General features: G+C 68.5%; 14 protein-coding genes (1 of these 14 running past the window's edge). 7 read left to right on the forward strand and 7 right to left on the reverse strand.

Annotated features, from left to right (window positions below; all coding sequences use genetic code 11):
* Positions 1-54 precede the first annotated feature (54 nt).
* Positions 55-1,143 carry a helix-turn-helix transcriptional regulator gene (locus tag ACN9MX_RS16430; RefSeq protein WP_363736846.1) on the forward strand — a complete coding sequence of 363 codons (1,089 nt, stop codon included), beginning with the start codon at positions 55-57 and terminating at the stop codon, positions 1,141-1,143.
* A gap of 246 nt (positions 1,144-1,389) precedes the next feature.
* The gene (locus ACN9MX_RS16435) at positions 1,390-2,970 is read left to right on the forward strand and encodes an ABC-F family ATP-binding cassette domain-containing protein (protein ID WP_363832456.1); all 1,581 of its coding nucleotides are present in this window, start codon (positions 1,390-1,392) and stop codon (positions 2,968-2,970) included.
* Here ACN9MX_RS16435 and ACN9MX_RS16440 read toward each other — a convergent pair.
* Entirely contained in the window at positions 2,964-3,896 is a 933-nt protein-coding gene (locus tag ACN9MX_RS16440; protein ID WP_363832454.1) for a LysR family transcriptional regulator, read from the reverse strand. The genes ACN9MX_RS16435 and ACN9MX_RS16440 overlap by 7 nt on opposite strands.
* 111 nt (positions 3,897-4,007) lie before the next feature.
* Between ACN9MX_RS16440 and ACN9MX_RS16445 the strand changes: the two genes are divergently transcribed.
* Positions 4,008-5,060, forward strand: coding sequence for an aromatic ring-hydroxylating dioxygenase subunit alpha (locus ACN9MX_RS16445; protein WP_363752615.1), 1,053 nt, complete (start codon positions 4,008-4,010; stop codon positions 5,058-5,060).
* Between the two features lie 104 nt (positions 5,061-5,164).
* Here ACN9MX_RS16445 and ACN9MX_RS16450 read toward each other — a convergent pair whose 3' ends face one another.
* Genes ACN9MX_RS16450 through ACN9MX_RS16475 form a run of 6 tightly spaced genes read right to left on the reverse strand, consistent with a single transcriptional unit; the run spans position 5,165 to position 11,966 of the window.
* The gene (locus ACN9MX_RS16450; RefSeq protein ID WP_363832452.1) at positions 5,165-5,641 is read right to left on the reverse strand and encodes a YaiI/YqxD family protein; all 477 of its coding nucleotides are present in this window, start codon (positions 5,639-5,641) and stop codon (positions 5,165-5,167) included.
* A 52-nt stretch (positions 5,642-5,693) separates the two neighbouring features.
* Positions 5,694-5,915, reverse strand: a complete 222-nt coding sequence (locus tag ACN9MX_RS16455) for a hypothetical protein (protein ID WP_363832449.1) — start codon at positions 5,913-5,915, stop codon at positions 5,694-5,696.
* Between the two features lie 47 nt (positions 5,916-5,962).
* Complete coding sequence (locus ACN9MX_RS16460) at positions 5,963-9,175, reverse strand: efflux RND transporter permease subunit (protein ID WP_363832447.1); 3,213 nt, start codon at positions 9,173-9,175, stop codon at positions 5,963-5,965.
* Positions 9,176-9,178: 3 nt separating this feature from the next.
* Positions 9,179-10,300 carry an efflux RND transporter periplasmic adaptor subunit gene (locus ACN9MX_RS16465; RefSeq protein ID WP_363832444.1) on the reverse strand — a complete coding sequence of 374 codons (1,122 nt, stop codon included), beginning with the start codon at positions 10,298-10,300 and terminating at the stop codon, positions 9,179-9,181.
* Positions 10,300-11,568 carry a TolC family protein gene (locus tag ACN9MX_RS16470; protein WP_363736854.1) on the reverse strand — a complete coding sequence of 423 codons (1,269 nt, stop codon included), beginning with the start codon at positions 11,566-11,568 and terminating at the stop codon, positions 10,300-10,302. Before ACN9MX_RS16470 ends, ACN9MX_RS16465 begins: the two co-directional genes overlap by 1 nt.
* A gap of 59 nt (positions 11,569-11,627) precedes the next feature.
* Positions 11,628-11,966, reverse strand: a complete 339-nt coding sequence (locus ACN9MX_RS16475) for a hypothetical protein (protein WP_363736856.1) — start codon at positions 11,964-11,966, stop codon at positions 11,628-11,630.
* Positions 11,967-12,127: 161 nt separating this feature from the next.
* On the opposite strand from ACN9MX_RS16475, the gene ACN9MX_RS16480 reads away from it, so the two are divergent.
* The 4 genes from ACN9MX_RS16480 to ACN9MX_RS16495 all read left to right on the forward strand — a co-directional run.
* Entirely contained in the window at positions 12,128-12,424 is a 297-nt protein-coding gene (locus ACN9MX_RS16480; protein ID WP_363832441.1) for a putative quinol monooxygenase, read from the forward strand.
* A 12-nt stretch (positions 12,425-12,436) separates the two neighbouring features.
* Positions 12,437-13,093, forward strand: a complete 657-nt coding sequence (locus ACN9MX_RS16485; protein WP_363832439.1) for a glutathione S-transferase — start codon at positions 12,437-12,439, stop codon at positions 13,091-13,093.
* 85 nt (positions 13,094-13,178) lie between these two features.
* On the forward strand, positions 13,179-13,904 hold the full coding sequence (locus tag ACN9MX_RS16490) for an HAD family hydrolase (protein ID WP_426387719.1): 726 nt from the start codon (positions 13,179-13,181) through the stop codon (positions 13,902-13,904).
* Positions 13,905-14,044: 140 nt separating this feature from the next.
* Positions 14,045-16,067 carry the 5' portion of a hypothetical protein gene (locus tag ACN9MX_RS16495; RefSeq protein ID WP_363832434.1) on the forward strand. The gene runs 377 nt beyond the window's last position, so 2,023 of the gene's 2,400 nt are visible here — the first part of the coding sequence; it begins with the start codon at positions 14,045-14,047; its stop codon lies off the right edge, out of view.

Below are 16,067 nucleotides of genomic sequence, written 5' to 3' on the forward strand. Positions count from 1 at the left end.
GGCAGAAGCGGTGAGGTACTGGACCTCCCATATGGGAGGATATACATATTAGCCATGCGACTGGACGATGGCGGATTATTGGCGGCTCTCCATGAGGGTATGTTCGAGCAACCCCTTTGGCACGGGTTCCTCGACAGGTTGCGGGCGCGATCTGGGGCGGCCTATGCCAGCCTCGCCTTCCGCCCGGTAGATGAGGAGCGGATCGTCGAGCTGTATGCCGGGCCGCCGACGCCGCTGCACCTCGACCGGCTGTTCAACCAGAAATATGGGCGCGATCCCCTGCCCTATCGCCGGATGCGGGAGGCGCGGGTCTATACGCTGGACGAACTGCTGGATCCCGGCGACGCGGTGCAGCAGGGCTATCGGGCGGAATTCCTGCAACCGCTGGGCATCACCAACATGCGTTCGGTGCGCGTGACCGAGCCGAGCGGCATGGATGCCTGGCTGAGCTGCGCGGGGGGGAGGGAGCTGGGGTCGGGCGTGGGCGCGCTGATGACCGCGCTGGTGCCGCATCTGCGCATCGCGCTGCGCAGCTTCGTCGCGCTGGAGCGGGAAAAATTCCGGTCTTCGGTGAATTCGGAGGCGTTCGGGCGGCTGAACTTCGGCTGGCTGACGCTGGACGCCCAGTGCCGCATCGTCGACATGACGCCGCATCTGGAGCAGCTTTTCCAGCGTTCGCGACTGCTGCGCAGGGGGCGTTACGACCGGCTGATGCCGGCGTCTCCGGCGATCGACCGGGAAATGACCGCGCTGGTCAAGACCTTTGCCGCCGATCGCGAGGCGCGGCCGAGGGCTATCAACCTGAGCCGCGATCCGTTGATGGACATGCTGGTCCGGCCGATCCAGGATCGCTCGCTGTCCGTGCCGTCGGCACCCGTCGCCATCGCCTATATCAGCGGCGACCGATGGTCGCAGGCGGACCGTTGCGACCAGCTGGTCGACCTGTTCGGATTGTCGCCCAGCGAGGCGCGGCTGGCCTGGGCGATCGCGCAGGGCATGTCGATCAGCGAGGCCGCCGCCGACCTGGGGCTGACGGTGGAGACGGCGCGCAACTATTCGAAGAAGATCTATGCCAAGACCGGGGCGCGGGGGCAGGCGGAGCTGGTGCGCAATATCCTGACGGGTGTGCTGGCGCTGGCCTGAGGGTGGCCGGTCCATTCGCGGCGCGGCCGCTGGCAGATTCCGCCATCCGGGAAGAAGCGCGCGAAGATTGCGGTGGACATGGTGCTTCGTTCAGGCCAGGATTTCCGCGGCCGCCAGAGCCTGATCTCTCCATGGACCGGGATGCAGTGGCGAGCGAGCGGATGACCCGACAGGAAGGACTTACGACCATGGATGACCGGATGACCAGCGCCCCTTGCCCTGTTGTCCCTGTTCGTCATGGTGTCCATGTCCGCTTTTCTCACATTATCCAGCCTGTCCGCCGCCACGCCTGAAGGGCGGACGCTTTTCCATGACCTGACCCTGTCGATCGGCGCCGAGCGCATCGGGTTTGTCGGGCGCAACGGGTCGGGCAAGTCGACATTGCTGCGCATTGCGGCGGGCGTGCAGGTGCCCTCGTCCGGCAGCGTTCATCGCGGCGGCACGGCCGCCATGCTGGCCCAGAACTGGCGCAGCGACCAATTGATCGGCGAGGCGCTGGGCGTTGCCGAGGCGCTGGCGATCCATGCGCGCATCGAGCGGGGCGAGGGGACCGAAACGGATTTCGACGCGGTCGACTGGATGCTGCCCGCTGCGGTCGACGCTGCCCTTGCCGATATCGGGCTGGCCGGCGTGGACATCGAACGGCCGATGGGCAGCCTGTCGGGGGGCGAGCGGACGCGCATCGGGATAGCGCGCCTCGCGATCGAGCGCCCCGATCTCCTGCTGCTCGACGAGCCGACCAACAATCTCGACCGGGAAGGCCGCGCCGCGATCGAGCGGCTGGTCGCGACCTGGCCGGGCGGCGTGCTGGTCGCGAGCCATGACCGGGCGCTGCTGGAACGCATGGACCGCATCGTCGAACTCAGCCCCATCGGCATCCGCATCGTCGGCGGCGGCTGGTCCGCCTTTGCCGCCGCGCGCGACGCCGATCAGGCGCGGGCGCAGGCCGAGCGTGATCGCGCCGACGTCGCACTGCGCGCCACCCGTCTCGCCGCGCAGGCCGCGCGGGAGGCGAAGGACCGGCGCGACAGGGCCGGCCGCGCCTTTGCCGAGAGGGGATCGGAACCGAAGATCCTGCTGGGCGCGCGGGCGGAACGGGCGGAGAATAGCGGCGGCCATGCGCGGCGCCTGGCCGAACGGCAGATAGACGAGGCGGTTCATGCCAGCGATGCCGCTCGCGCCCGGGTGGAAATATTGACGCCGCTCGCCATCGACCTGCCCGCCACCGGCATCCCCTCGCAAGCTGAGTTGCTGGCGATGGAGGGCGCCAGCGTCGATCTGGGCGGACGTCGCCTCGGCCCCTGGACGATGGCCATTCATGGGCCGGAGCGGGTGGCCCTGGCGGGTGCGAACGGAACGGGCAAATCGACCCTGCTGCGCCTGGTGACCGGAGCGCTCGCGCCGGCCATCGGCATGGTCCGGCGACGATCCGACCGGATCGCCATGCTGGATCAGCATGGCGACCTGCTGGATGAAGGGGACACGATCATCGGCAACATGCGTCGCCGGCACCCGACGCTGGACGAGGAGGCGATCCATGCGGCCTGTGCCCGTTTTGCCTTCCGTAACCGCGAGGCGCAGCGAATCGTGGGCAGCCTGTCGGGCGGCGAGCGCCTGCGCGCCGGTTTGGCCGTCGCTCTTTCGGGACCCCAGCCGCCCTGGTTGCTGATCCTGGACGAGCCGACCAATCATCTCGATATCGCCTCGATCGAGGTGCTGGAGCGGGCGCTTGAAAGCTTCGACGGCGCGCTGATGGTCGTCAGCCATGATCGCCGATTTCTCGACGCGATCGGCATTCAGCGGACGGTGGATGTTGGCCGTCAGTGAACCGGGTCGTCGTCCAGCATGGGATCGCGGCCGCCGAACAGATCCGCGATCAGGCGCCGCAGCCAGATGGTGCCGGGGTCATGATGGCTGCGCCGATGCCATAGCTGCTGGATCGGAATGCGGGGCGCGTCGAAGGGAAGGGGGAGGAACCGCAGGCCGGCAAGGCGGGAGAAGATGCGGGCCACGCCATAGGGCACCGTCGCGATCATGTCGGAACGGGCGATCAGCAGCGGCACGGTCAGGAAATGCGGCGAGCGCAACAGCGTCCGCCGGCGCAGCCCCAATGCGCGGATTCGCCGCTCCAGCACTTCCTGGCTGCGGCCTTCCTGTTCGATCATCGCGTGGTCGGCCGACAGATAATCCTCCAGCGACATGGTGGTCGCGCCGTCCCGCCACCCGGCGCGCACCAGGCAGACGAAGCCCTGTTCGAACAGCGTCTGGGTGAAGAGATTGTCCCCCTCCAGCCCCAGGAAGAAGCCGAGCGCCAGATCGACCGACCCGTCCGCCAGGGCGCGGCGCAGATCGGGCGGCGCCAGGGTGACCGAACGCACCGTGACCCCCGGCGCCCGTTCCCGCAGGGCGGTCATGAGGTCGGGCAGGAAGGTCAGTTCGCCCAGATCGGAAAGGCCGATGGTGAAGCAGCGTTCCGACCGGGCGGGGTCGAACGGGGCGGCGGTCACGATGTCCGACCGGACCGACGCCATCACCGTCATGACGGGGTCGATCAACCGCTGGGCCACCAATGTCGGCTCCATCGCAGCGCCCTGCCGCACGAAAAGTTCGTCCCCGAAATGCGCGCGCAGCCTTCGCAGTGCCAGGCTGACGCCCGGTTGCGTGACGCCCAGCGCCCGCGCCGCGCCCGACACGCTGCGCTGGGTGAACAGCGCCTCCAGCACGCGGAGCAGGTTGAGATCGAGCTTTTCCATCAGGGAATGATATAGTTTCTATAAGAATTATGCGGGATGCTTATAATCGGCCGTCGCCCTACAGTGCAAGCCGCCGCCGCGCGAAAGGGCGGACGATCCCTGGAGAGAGACATGCCGCGATCCGCCCCCACCCCGAAGCCCTGGCCGAGCGACGCCTGGTACATTGCCTGCACCCCCGACGAACTGGCGGAAAAGCCGCTTGGCCGGACGATCTGCGGCGAACCCATGGTCCTTTATCGCGGCAAGGACGGCAAGGTGGCGGCGCTGGAGGATTTCTGCCCGCATCGCGGCGCTCCGCTGTCGCTGGGCTTCGTGCGGGACGGGGATCTCGTCTGCGGCTATCACGGCCTGGCCATGGCCTGCACGGGTCATGCGGCGTCGATGCCGGGACAGCGCGTGAAGAATTTCCCGCCCATCCGCTCCTACCCGGCGATCGAGCGCCACGGTTTCATCTGGGTCTGGCCCGGTGAGGCGGAGCGGGCGGACGAGGCGAAGCTGCACCCGCTGCCCTGGGCGGAGGATGCGGGCTGGGCCTTTGGCGGTGGCCTCTATCATGTCGCCTGCGATTATCGGCTGATGATCGACAACCTCATGGACCTGACCCATGAAAATTATGTCCATGCGGGCAGCATCGGCCAGCCCGAGATTGACGAGGCGCCGGTCACCACCCGCGTCGAGGGGGATGAGGTCGTCACCACCCGCGTCATGTCCGCCGTGCAGGCGCCGCCCTTCTGGCGCATGGCGCTGCGCAGTGCAGGCCTTCCCGACGACGGGCTGGTCGACCGCTGGCAGATCTGTCGCTTCAGCCTGCCCAGCCATGTCATGATCAAGGTCGGCGTCGCCCTGGAGGGGCGCGGCGGACCTGACGCCGATCCTTCGGCCAAGGCCGCCGCCGTGGTGGTCGATTTCATCACGCCGGAGACCGAACATAGCCATTGGTATTTCTGGGGCTTTGCCCGCCAGTTCGCGGTGGACGATCCCGCCGTCACGGCCTCCATCCGCGAGGGTCAGCGCAAGATCTTCAGCGAGGATCTGGCCATGCTGGAGCAGCAGCAGGAGAATCTGCTGCGCCGGCCGGACCGCAAGCTGCTCAAGCTCAATATCGATGCCGGCGGCGTTCGTTCGCGCATGATGATCGAACGCGCCATCGCGGCGGAGGCATAGAGCGATTTCCAGGCGATCGGAATCGATCGCCGGTCAGGAAATCGCGGCAACAGCAGATCCTTGGCGATTTCCAGGCGATCGGGGCTCCCCTCCCGCCCGCGTTATCAGGATCGCCGTTTCAGGCGCACGATCGCTTCGTCCAGGGCCGACAGGAAGCGCGACCGATCGGCCCTGGCGAACGGCGCGGGGCCGCCGATGCCGTCGGTCAGCATGCCGGCGCGCAGATCGGCCTTTATCGCCCGCACGGCCACGGCATTGCCGATCGACCCATGGGTGAAGGGCTTGCCGGTCGGCGCGATCACGGCGCCACATCCCGCCTTCAGGCATCGGTCGGCCAGCAGGATGTCGGCGGTGATGATGATCGATCCCGCATCGCCATGCTCGACGATCCAGTCGTCCGCCGCGTCGAACCCGTCGCTGACGATGACGCGGGAGACGAGGGGATGCGCGGGCACCCGGATCAGACTGTTGCTGACGACCACGACCGGCACGGCGTGGCGCCAGGCGACCTTGTAGATTTCCTCCTTCACCGGGCAGGCGTCGGCATCGACAAGGATGTTGGGCGTCGGGGTCTGGCGCATGGCTGACGCTCCATGCACTGCCGCATGGCGATCGTGCAAGGCCGGATCACCGTCATCGCCGGTCATCGGTGGGCGGCTCTGGCCGGGCAGGCAGTTCGTCCAGCCTGGCGAGCAGATCCTTGAACAGCTCGTCATCCCGCACGGGAAAGTGCCGCCGGAATCCCTGGCCGAGGATCTCAAGATCCCTGGCTGTCAGCAGCCCGATGGAAACAATCTCGTCCGGCACGGCATCCTCCTTGCGGCAGGGAACGGTGCGGGAGCTCGCAAGTGCCAAGGATTCCGCCTGCGATATGAAATCTGTCGCCGCGGCCCGCCATCCTCTCAGGGGACGGCCGTCCCCGCTGCCCCGCCAGCGTCGCTGGTCGACCCGCGCCTGCCGAAGCGGGCATAGAGGGTCGGCAGCAGGAACAGGGTCAGCAAGGTCGCGGAAACAAGGCCGCCTATGACCACCGTGGCCAGCGGCTTCTGCACTTCCGCCCCGGCGCCGGTCGCAAGCGCCATCGGCATGAAGCCGAGCGATGCGACCAATGCCGTCATCACCACCGGCCTCAATCGCGCCAGCGCGCCCGCCTGAGCCGCCTTGGCGCGATCCACGCCGCGCGCCACCAGATCCTGGATCGACGTCACCATCACCAGTCCGTTGAGCACGGCGATGCCCGACAGGGCGATGAAGCCCGCGGCCGCCGAGATGGAAAAGGGCATGCCGCGCAGCGCCAGCGCCAGCACGCCGCCGACCAGGGCGAGGGGGATGCCGGTGAAGACGATCGCGGCGTCCCGCACGCTGCCGAGCGCGCCGTAGAGCAGCAGGACAATGAGCGCGAAGCAGGCCGGCACGACCAGCAGCAGCCGGTCCCGCGCCGATGCCAGATTTTCGAACTGGCCGCCCCATTGGAGATAGGTGCCGGCCGGCAGCCGCACCTCCCTTGCGATCCCCGCCCGCACGTCGGCGACCACGCTGGACACGTCCCGGCCACGCACATTGGCCTGCACGACGACCCGCCGCTTGCCGTTTTCGCGGCTGATCTGGTTTGGCCCGTCGACCAGGGCGATGCGGGCGACGCTGGCCAGCGGCACGAAAGCGCCCGACGGCGTCGGCACCGGAAGCTGGCCCAGCGTCTCGACATTGCTGCGCGCCTCCTCCCCCAGCCGGATCGTGACGGCAAAGCGTCGGTCGCCCTCGAAGATCATGCCGGCGTCGCGCCCGCCCACGGCGGCGGCCAATATGTCCTGCAACGCCCGCGCGCTGATGCCCAGTCGCGCCATGGCGTCGCGATCGGGCTGCACGTCGAGGATGGGCAGCCCTTCGGTCTGTTCCACCCGCACGTCGGTGGCGCCCTTCGTCCGGCGCAGCACGGCGGCGATGCGGTCGGCCGTGCCGCTCATCTGGTCGGCATCGTCGCCGAAGACCTTGACGGCGATGTCGCCCCGGACGCCCGCGATCAGTTCGTTGAAGCGCATCTGGATCGGCTGGGTGATCTCATAGGCGTTGCCGGGCAGCATCGACAGCCGCTGCTCCAGCCGTTCGACCAGCTCCGCCTTGGGAAGGCGCGGGTCGGGCCATTGCGCGCGGGGCTTCAGGATGACGAATGTGTCGGTCGCATTGGGCGGCATGGGGTCGGAGGCAAGCTCGGCCGTGCCGGTCTTGGAAAAGACGAAGCGGACCTCCGGCTCCCGCGCGATCGCGCGTTCGACCTCGAACTGCATCGCCTGGCTCTGGTCGACCGAAGTGCCCGGCACGCGGACCGCCTGGACGAGGATGTCGCCCTCGTCGAGCTGGGGCAGGAATTCCTGTCCCAGCATCGAGAAGCCGGCGATGGCGGCAAGGAATGCCGCAATCCCGATGCCGATCGTCCGGCCCGGCCGGCGCATCGCCGTCTCCAGCCCCGGCTGATAGCGGGCGTTCAGCCAGGACATGATCCGCCCCTCCTTCTCCTCCACGGGTTTCGACAGCAGCAGGGCCAGCATCGCGGGGACGAAGGTCAGCGAGAGGATGAAGGCGAAGGCGAGCGCGAGGATGACCGTCATCGCCATCGGCGTGAACGTCTTGCCCTCCACCCCGTCCAGGGTGAGGAGCGGGATATAGACGAGGATGATGATCGCCTGCCCATAGACGGAGGGGCGTATCATCTCGCGCGCGGCGGCGGTCACCGCGCAAAGCCGTTCGTCGGGGGTGAGCGGCCGGCCCCTGTCATGCTGATGCCCGGCGATCCGTCGCAGGGCGTTTTCCACAATGATGACGGCACCGTCGACGATGAGCCCGAAGTCGAGCGCGCCCAGGCTCATGAGGTTGGCCGATACGCCGCCGCGCAGCATGCCGAAGCTGGTGAGCAGCATGGTGACGGGGATGACGAGCGCGGCGATCAGCGCGGCGCGGAAGTTTCCGAGCAGGGCAAACAGCACGACGATGACCAGCAGCGCCCCTTCGGACAGGTTCTTCGCCACGGTGCCGATCGTTGCGTGGACCAGGGCCGTGCGGTCCAGGACAGGCTGGACGATGACATCGGTCGGCAGTGAGGCGTTGATCTCTTCAAGGCGCCGGGCGACCGCGGAGGCGACGGCGCGGCTGTTCTCCCCGATCCGCATCACCGCGGTGCCGACGACGACTTCCCGGCCATTTTCGGATGCGGAACCCATGCGCAGCGCCTGGCCGGTCCGCACCGTCGCGACCTGATCGAGCAGGATGGGAACACCCTCCCGCGTGGCGATGACGGTGCGGGCAAGATCGGCGGCATTGCGAAGGCGGGCATCGGACCGGACGGTCAGGCCTTCCCCGTTGCGGTCGATGACGCCCGCGCCGACGGCGCTGTTGTTTTCCTCCAGCGCCGTCGCCAGGTCGCCGAGGCTGAGCTTGAGCGCCGCGAGCCGCTGGACATCGGGCGCCACCTGATATTGCTTCACATGGCCGCCAATGGCGTCGATGCCGGCAAGACCCGGCGTGTTCTTGAGCAGGGGAGCGACGATCCAGTCCTGCACCGTGCGCAGATAGGTCGCCTGATCGGACGCGCCGACCAGCCGCTCGCCCTCCGGCGTGATATAGCTGCCGTCGGGCTGGATGCCGGGTTCGCCGGGCGCATGCCGGTCGTCCTTGCGGTGGGCCAGATGGACGGTCCACATATAGACTTCGCCCAGCCCCGTGGCGATCGGCCCCATTTCGGGCGTGACGCCAGCGGGCAGGCTCTCTTCCGCGCCGCGCAGCCGTTCGGCGACCTGGGCCCTGGCGAAATAGATATCGGTGGATTCGGTGAAGACGGCCGTCACCTGAGCAAAGCCGTTGCGGCTCAGCGAACGGGTATGTTCAAGGCCCGGCACGCCCGCCAGCGCGGTCTCTATGGGAAAGGCGACCTGCTTTTCGACCTGTTCGGGCGACAGCGCGGGCGCGCGGATGTTCACCTGCACCTGGTTGTTGGTGATGTCGGGGACGGCGTCGATGGGCAGGCGGCTGAGCGCCCAGGCGCCGATCACGGCCGCGATGAGGGTGACGAGCAGCACAAGCCAGCGCCGCTCGACCGAAAAGGTCACGATACGCCCGATCATGGATCAATCCTCGTGCGTGGCTTCGCTCTTTCCGAGCTCGGCCTTGAGAGTGAAGCTGTTGGCGACGGCGATCTGTTCGCGGCCGGTGAGGCCCGACAGGATGGTGGCGGCATCGCCATTGGGCTGGCCGACCGTGACCGGCACCGCCCGGAATCCCTGCGCCACGCGGACGAAGACCGTCGAGCGTCCCTCGACCATCTGGATCGCACTGGCGGGAATCGTCATTCCGCCGCTGCCGCCCGTCACCGCGATGGCGGCGGTAACCGGTTCGCCGACGCGCCATTGGCCGTCGCGATTGTCGATGATGGCGAGAACGGGGACGAGGCGCGTCGTTTCGTCGAGCACTGGGGAAACGAAGCTGACGCGCGCGCCCGTCCTGCGTCCCGGCGCGCTGATGTCCACGCTCGCGCCCGGCCGGATGCGGCCCGCATCGGCAGGGGAAAGCGACAGGCGAACCGCCAGCCGCGAGAGATTGGCGACGCGATAAAGCTCCGCATCGGCGGCCACCATCTGCCCCAGGGTGACGGTGCGGGCGATGACCTGGCCGCTGATCGGTGCGACGATGCCCAGCCGGTTGAGGCCGCCTCCTCCGCCCCCTGCCGCCGCGACCTGCTGCCGCGCGAGGCGCAGCGCGATCCCCGCTTCCGTCGCGGCGGTGCGGGCCGCGATCAGATCCTGTTCGGGCGAAACCCGTTCGGCGAACAGGCGCTGTTCCCGCTGCAGGTTGGACCGGGCGAGCGCCAGACGCGCCTGCGCCGCCTCGACCTCTGCCTTCAGCGATGCGGCCTCGCGGCTTTCGATCACCGCCAGAGTGTCGCCCCTCTTCACCTCCTCGCCCAGATTGCGCGTGAGCGACACCACGCGTCCGCCGATGGCGGCGGACACGACCTGCGTTCCCTGGGGGTCGCCCTCTATCGTGGCGGGCAAGGTGATCGCGCCGCCGCCAGTCGTCGGGCGGGCCAGCTCGATGCCCGCGGCGGCGATCTGCTGCGCGGTGAGGTGGATCAGTCCTTCCTCGCCAGCATGCGCCTCCCCCTCGGCATGGCTCTCCGGCGCGGGCGCTTCGCAGGCGGCGAGGGAGGACAGCAGGATGGCGGCCGCTACGGTCTGCTGGAGGATGTTCATCAATTGTCTCCCTGGTCCGGCGCGCGAGCGGTCAATCGCTCCAGCTGCGCCTGTGCGTCATGATAGGCGAGCAGCGCCGCTATGGCGGCTGCCCTGGTTTCGGTGAGCGTGCGTTCGGCATCGAGCAGGTCGAGCTGGCCGAACTTGCCCTCGCGATAGCCGATGCGCGCGATGCGGGCGGCTTCCTCGGCGGCTGCCAGCGCCGGTCCGGTCGCCGTCGCCGCGCCGATGGCGGCGTTCGCGGCCTCCGCCTGCGCGCTGGCTATCGCCTGGGCGACCTCCTGCGCGGCGATGCGCCGCCTGGCTTCGGCGCGGCGCTGTTCCGCCATGGCCTGGCCAACGGCCGCCCTGCCGCCGTTGAAGACGGGGAGGGGGAGGGACAGGCTGAACAGCGCGGCATTGTCATGGGTCGCTTCCAGCCGGCGGGCGCCCGCGCCCACCGTCAGGTCGGGAATGCGCTGGCTGCGGGCAAGCCGCACCTGCGCGCTGCTGGCCGCCAGATCGGCGTCTGCGGCTGCCAGCGCCAGCGTCTGCGCCGGATCCATGGGCGCCAACGGACCCTGGATCGAATCGATGCGATCGAACCAGCTTCCGTCCAGCGGGCCGGGGATGGCCTGCCCGATCCGCTGGGCCAGGGTGAAGCGCGCCACTTCGGCGGATCGCTCCGCCCTGGCAAGCGCGGCCTGCGCATTGATCCGCGTCAGCCCGGCGCGCTGCACCTCGATGGGGGAGGCGCGCCCGGCGCGCACGCGGGCATCCGCGGCGCGCAGGCCTTCTTCGGCAATCCGAAGCTGGTCGCGCGCATTGCCCGTGCGCCGTTCGGATGCCACCGCTTCCGCATAGGCGCGCGTCACCGCCCATCGAAGGTCGGCCGCCGCCATCGCCTGTTCGATCAGGGCGCGATCGCGCTGCGCGCCTGCGACGGCGAGCCGCGCCGACCGCTTGCCGCCCAGTTCCAGCGGAATGGCCACAGAGGATGTCGCCTCCAGGCTCTGCGTGCCGGAATAGGGCCCGGTGCCGGCCACATTTTCAGCTTCGAGCGTGACGACCGGGTTTGGCCGCAGGCCCGCCGCGGCCTGTGCGGCCCTGGATGCGTCGACGCCGGCGGCGGCGGCGTCCAGTGCGGGCGATGCGGCGCCGGCCAGGTCGAGGGCCTGGCTGAGCGTCAGGCCTGGTTGCGCCTTGGCCGCCGGCGCGGACGGCACTTGTGCCTGCGCTGCGGACAGGGATGAGGCGGCGGCAAGCCATGCCGCCAGCAAGGGGTTCATGTTCGGTAACTCCTGACAACTGTTGACCGCCTGCGCGATGCGCAGGCCGGGCGGCAGGGTCAGGCGATAGGCGGCCGCAATTCGGCTCGCGTGGGGGCGGCGCCATGGGGCGAAGAGGTCCAGCGCAGCCTGGCCGTCCGCTGGGCCATTGCGGGCGCGATTTCCGATGCGGCAAAAGCGGCCGCGACATGATGGCCATGACAGCCGCCATGATGGTGGGGATAGGCACGGTCCGCGTCGCCGGACGCCTGCCCCTCATCGTCGCCATCAGGGCTTTCGGCCGCCGAGGGCGACACCCCATCGATGCAGCCGATCGGCTCCATGGCGTGCGCGACCGATGCCGTCGCAAAGGACAGCGTCAGGGCAAGACATGCCAACAGGGCGAACAGCCGGTTCATCGACTCGTCCTTAACGCGGATTTTCCGGCTGGTTGCAAGGAAAGAAATGCCTGTTGCCCGATCGCAGCCCGCTTGATCGGCGCGCCCGATCAGGCATGAGGACATGCAAGGCGGCGGCGCGCTCCCGCAGCGCCCGCTCATCAGCAAAAGGAATCCTGCCCATGTCCGGACCCGTTAAGATCGTCGCCGTCCTGACCGCCAGAGCCGGCAGGGAGGCGGCGGTGCGTGCCCTGCTCGATTCCATGCTGGCGCCCAGTCGGGCGGAGCCGGGCAATCTGCGCTATGATCTGTGGCAGGATCAGGCCGATCCCGCTCGCTTCATCCTCGATGAACTCTATGTCGATGACGCCGCGATCGCCGCCCATCGCGCAAGCCCGCATTTCCAGGCCTATCTCGCCCAGATCGGCGATCTCGCGGAGCGCAGCGCCTTCGTGCTCGACGCCGTCGCCATTGCCTGAAGTGGAGGCGGCATGACAGTCCCCATCCTCTACAGCTTCCGCCGCTGCCCCTATGCGATGCGGGCCAGGCTGGCGCTGGCGATCAGCGCCACGCAGGTCGAACTGCGCGAGGTCAGGCTGTCGGCAAAGCCGGAGGCGATGCTCGCCGCCTCGCCCAAGGGAACCGTGCCCGTATTGGTCGCCGCCGACGGCAAGGTGATCGACCAGAGCATCGACATCATGCGCTGGGCGCTGGCGCGGCATGATCCGGAAGGCTGGCTCGACCGCGATGATCCCGCGCTCATCGCCGCCAATGACGGGCCGTTCAAACAGGATCTGGACCGCTACAAATATCCGGGGCGGCATGGAGTCGATGCCGAGGGCGCTGCCGAAACGCACCGCGCCGGCGGGCTCGCCTTTCTACACGCCCTCGACGACAGGCTGACCGGATCGCCGCATCTGTGCGGCGCCCGGCGCGGGCTGGCCGACGCTGCCGTCATTCCGTTCGTGCGGCAGTTCGCCGCCGTCGATCCCGGCTGGTTCGAGATGCAGCCGCTCCCCTGCCTGAAGAAATGGCTGTCCGATTATCTGGCTTCGGACCTGTTCGACGCGATCATGCTGCGCGTGGCGCCGTGGTCGCCGCCCCAGGATGATCGCCAGGCGATCGAAACCGGCGGCCAGTCAGACTGACGACTGCGCCGGAGCGTCCGGGCCCGCAATCCCTGCATCTGCGGGTGCGGCCTATGCACTCGCAAAAGCGCGGCAGAAACGCCACATGGATGGCATGACCGCGTCGACCCTTGCCAGCAGTGAACCCGCCATCCTCAATCGCCGCCTGCCCGATCCGGTGCGCGCGGTGATTTTCGACATGGACGGCACGCTGCTGGATACGGAGGCGGAACATCGTCGCACGATGGCGGAGGCCGCCGCCGCCCTGGGCTGGCCCTTTTCCGAGGCGTTGCAGCTTGCCATGGTCGGCATTCACCGCGATGCGAACCAGGTCATGCTGGCGGAGCATTTCGGCGCGGACTTTCCGCTGGAGCAGTTCTATGCCGACAGCGACCTGCTGTTCGAGGCGGCGCTGGAGGCGGCCGTGCCGATGCGTCCCGGTGTCGAGCCGACATTGGCCAGGCTGGCCTCCGCCGGTATCCCCATGGCCATAGCGACCTCCACGGAGGCGCCCCATGCCTGCCGCCGGCTGGAGAAGGCGGGCTTGCTCGACTATTTCGACATTGTCGTGACGCGCAACGATGTCGATCGGCCAAAGCCGCATCCGGAACCCTATCTGCTGGCGGCCAGGCGCCTGGGCGTGGCGGTGACCGATGCGGTGGCGGTGGAGGACAGCTATGCCGGCGTGCGTTCGGCGGCGGCGGCCGGCATCGCGACGGTGATGGTCCCCGACCTGCTGCCGCCCACCGATGCGGAGAGGGGATTGGTCGCGGCGGTGCTGCCCAGCCTGCACGATCTGGCCGCGCTGATCCTGGACGAACCGAGGGAATAGCCGTTCGTCCCGCGATCCTGACCCTTCGCCGCAAAACCGGTTGCCTCTCTCCGCCTTCTTGGAATTGGCCCCTCTTGGAATTGGAAAGCCGATGTGGGACAGCGGGGTCCGGATCGCTGACAGGAAGATGTCGAAACCCTATGCCGCTGCCCGACCGATGGAAGATCCTGTCCTGGACCTGCGGTGCCGCCGCCATCGCGCTGTCGGCCGCAACGGTGCAGGCGGCCGATCCCGCGCCGTTCGAGCTTGGCGGCCCGGGTCTGCGCATCACCGTCATGCGGGGCAAGGACGTGCTGCCCATCGCGCAGGTGCCCAGCCTGGCCGAAGGCGACCAGCTGTCGATCAGGGCCGACCTGCCGGAGGATCAGGGCACGAGATTCCTGCTGCTCTCGACCTTCCTGCGGGGCGCCACCAACCCGCCACCCAAGGATTGGATCAGGTCCGCCGAAACCTGGAAGAAGAAGGCGAAGGACAACAGCCTCAGCCTGACCGTGCCCAAGGGCGCGCGGCAGATGACGCTCTTTCTGGTTCCGGAAACGGGCGGCGCGCTAGGCACGATCGAAGATGCGGTACGCGGCAAGCCGGGGGAGTTCGTCCGGGCGACGCAGGAACTGAACCAGGCATCGCTCGACCGGTCGCGGCTGGACGCCTTCATGGCGGCGATCCGGGCGCAGGAAAACACCCATCCCGAATTTCTGCGATCGGTCGCGCCAGCGCTGGCGCGCAGCCTGTCGATGAAACTCAATGACGAATGTCTGTCCAAGGTGGTCGAGCTTCAGGCCAATTGCCTGCTGGAAAATCGCGAACAACTGGTGCTGGCCGACGTGCACAGCAGTTCCATTGCGGAGACGCTGACCGGCGCGCCCACCGATCTGGCGCTGCAACTCAGTTCCACGCGGGAGGCGGGCTATGGTTTCTACAGTCCCTATATCGGCGTGGTGCGCGACCTGGCGCGGATTTTCGGCGCGTTCAGCAATCCGGAGTTCGACTATCTGCCGACGCTGAGCGTCCGGCGGGACGATGCCGCCGCGCTGCTGCTCAACAAGGCGCCTTCCTTCCAGAAGCCCAAATCCGTGTTGGTCGTCGGCATGCCCGCGATAGAGGCGGACAGTCCGCCCCGCCTGCGGAGCGCGGCCAACGGGCCGATCTGCGCCGCGCGCCCCGGCGTGGTGCTTCCTGTCGAAGGCGCGCCGCTCATCTATTCGACCGCCTATGCGCGCGACATGACCGTGAAGCTGACGGCGGCGAGCGGCGAGACGATCGACCTGCCGGTGGAGGCGCGGGCGGACCGGGGCGGCTATGTCGTCAAGGGCAACGGCCCGCTTCCCGCCGCGTTCCGGGGCACGGTGAAGGGGCATCTTTCCGGCTATTGGGGGTTCGAGCGGTTCGACGGCCCGGATTTCTCGCTGCAACTGCCCGGCGATGCACCCTGGAAGGTGGCTGGCGAGGAACCGACGCTGGTGGTCGGCCGCGACAATGAGCTGGGCCTGACCGGCGAGGCGCCTGCCTGCGTCGAGGGCGTGACGTTGCGGCAGGGTGACGGCGCACCCCAGTCGCTGGCGTGGAAGGTGCAGGGAAACGACACCCTGCTGCTGACGCTTCCCCTGGCCGAGCGCAGGCCCGGCGACATCAGGCTGGAGGTCAAATATCAGGGCATGGCCACGCCAACGGCGCTGTCACTGAAGGCCTATGCGCAGGCGAGCAGGCTGGACGCGCTCAGCCTGCATGCGGGGGACCATGAGGCGGTCCTTTCCGGTCAGCGGCTGGATCAGGTCGCGGGCGTCGATCTGGCGGGCATGGCGCTGGTGCCCGATGGGCTGACGCGGGATGGGTCGGTGGATCGGCTGCGGCTGGTCGCGAAGGGGGATGGCGCTGCGCTCAAGGCCGGCGACAAGGCCACCGCGCGGGTGCGGCTGAAGGACGGCCGCACCGTGGATCTTGCCGCAGCGGTAGAGGCGGCGCGGCCCCGACTGACCCTGCTCAGCCGGACCGTTTCGGCGGGGACGGTGGAGGGACGCCGGCTGCAGCTTCAGGGCGAGGGCCTGTTGCCCGACGATGGACGGCTGGTCTTTTCGGTACGGGCTGAGGAGGGCGGGGCCTTTCGGCAGGATGACGTGCTGGAGATCGCATCGGCGGATGGCGCGAATGCCGTCAGGCTGAGTG

The organism is Sphingobium sp. R-21 (assembly GCF_049913335.1).
Classification (GTDB): Bacteria; Pseudomonadota; Alphaproteobacteria; order Sphingomonadales; family Sphingomonadaceae; genus Sphingobium.

Bases quoted from the DNA above. Each gene is read 5' to 3' on its own strand.
- ACN9MX_RS16450 (WP_363832452.1), bottom strand. From the start codon at position 5,641: ATGCGCCAGACCCCGACGCCCAACATCCTTGTCGATGCCGACGCCTGC.
- ACN9MX_RS16440 (WP_363832454.1), bottom strand. From the start codon at position 3,896: ATGGAAAAGCTCGATCTCAACCTGCTCCGCGTGCTGGAGGCGCTGTTC.
- ACN9MX_RS16465 (WP_363832444.1), bottom strand. From the start codon at position 10,300: ATGAACATCCTCCAGCAGACCGTAGCGGCCGCCATCCTGCTGTCCTCC.
- ACN9MX_RS16470 (WP_363736854.1), bottom strand. From the start codon at position 11,568: ATGAACCCCTTGCTGGCGGCATGGCTTGCCGCCGCCTCATCCCTGTCC.
- ACN9MX_RS16475 (WP_363736856.1), bottom strand. From the start codon at position 11,966: ATGAACCGGCTGTTCGCCCTGTTGGCATGTCTTGCCCTGACGCTGTCC.
- ACN9MX_RS16490 (WP_426387719.1), top strand. From the start codon at position 13,179: ATGGATGGCATGACCGCGTCGACCCTTGCCAGCAGTGAACCCGCCATC.
- ACN9MX_RS16460 (WP_363832447.1), bottom strand. From the start codon at position 9,175: ATGATCGGGCGTATCGTGACCTTTTCGGTCGAGCGGCGCTGGCTTGTG.
- ACN9MX_RS16485 (WP_363832439.1), top strand. From the start codon at position 12,437: ATGACAGTCCCCATCCTCTACAGCTTCCGCCGCTGCCCCTATGCGATG.
- ACN9MX_RS16435 (WP_363832456.1), top strand. From the start codon at position 1,390: ATGTCCGCTTTTCTCACATTATCCAGCCTGTCCGCCGCCACGCCTGAA.
- ACN9MX_RS16445 (WP_363752615.1), top strand. From the start codon at position 4,008: ATGCCGCGATCCGCCCCCACCCCGAAGCCCTGGCCGAGCGACGCCTGG.
- ACN9MX_RS16480 (WP_363832441.1), top strand. From the start codon at position 12,128: ATGTCCGGACCCGTTAAGATCGTCGCCGTCCTGACCGCCAGAGCCGGC.
- ACN9MX_RS16430 (WP_363736846.1), top strand. From the start codon at position 55: ATGCGACTGGACGATGGCGGATTATTGGCGGCTCTCCATGAGGGTATG.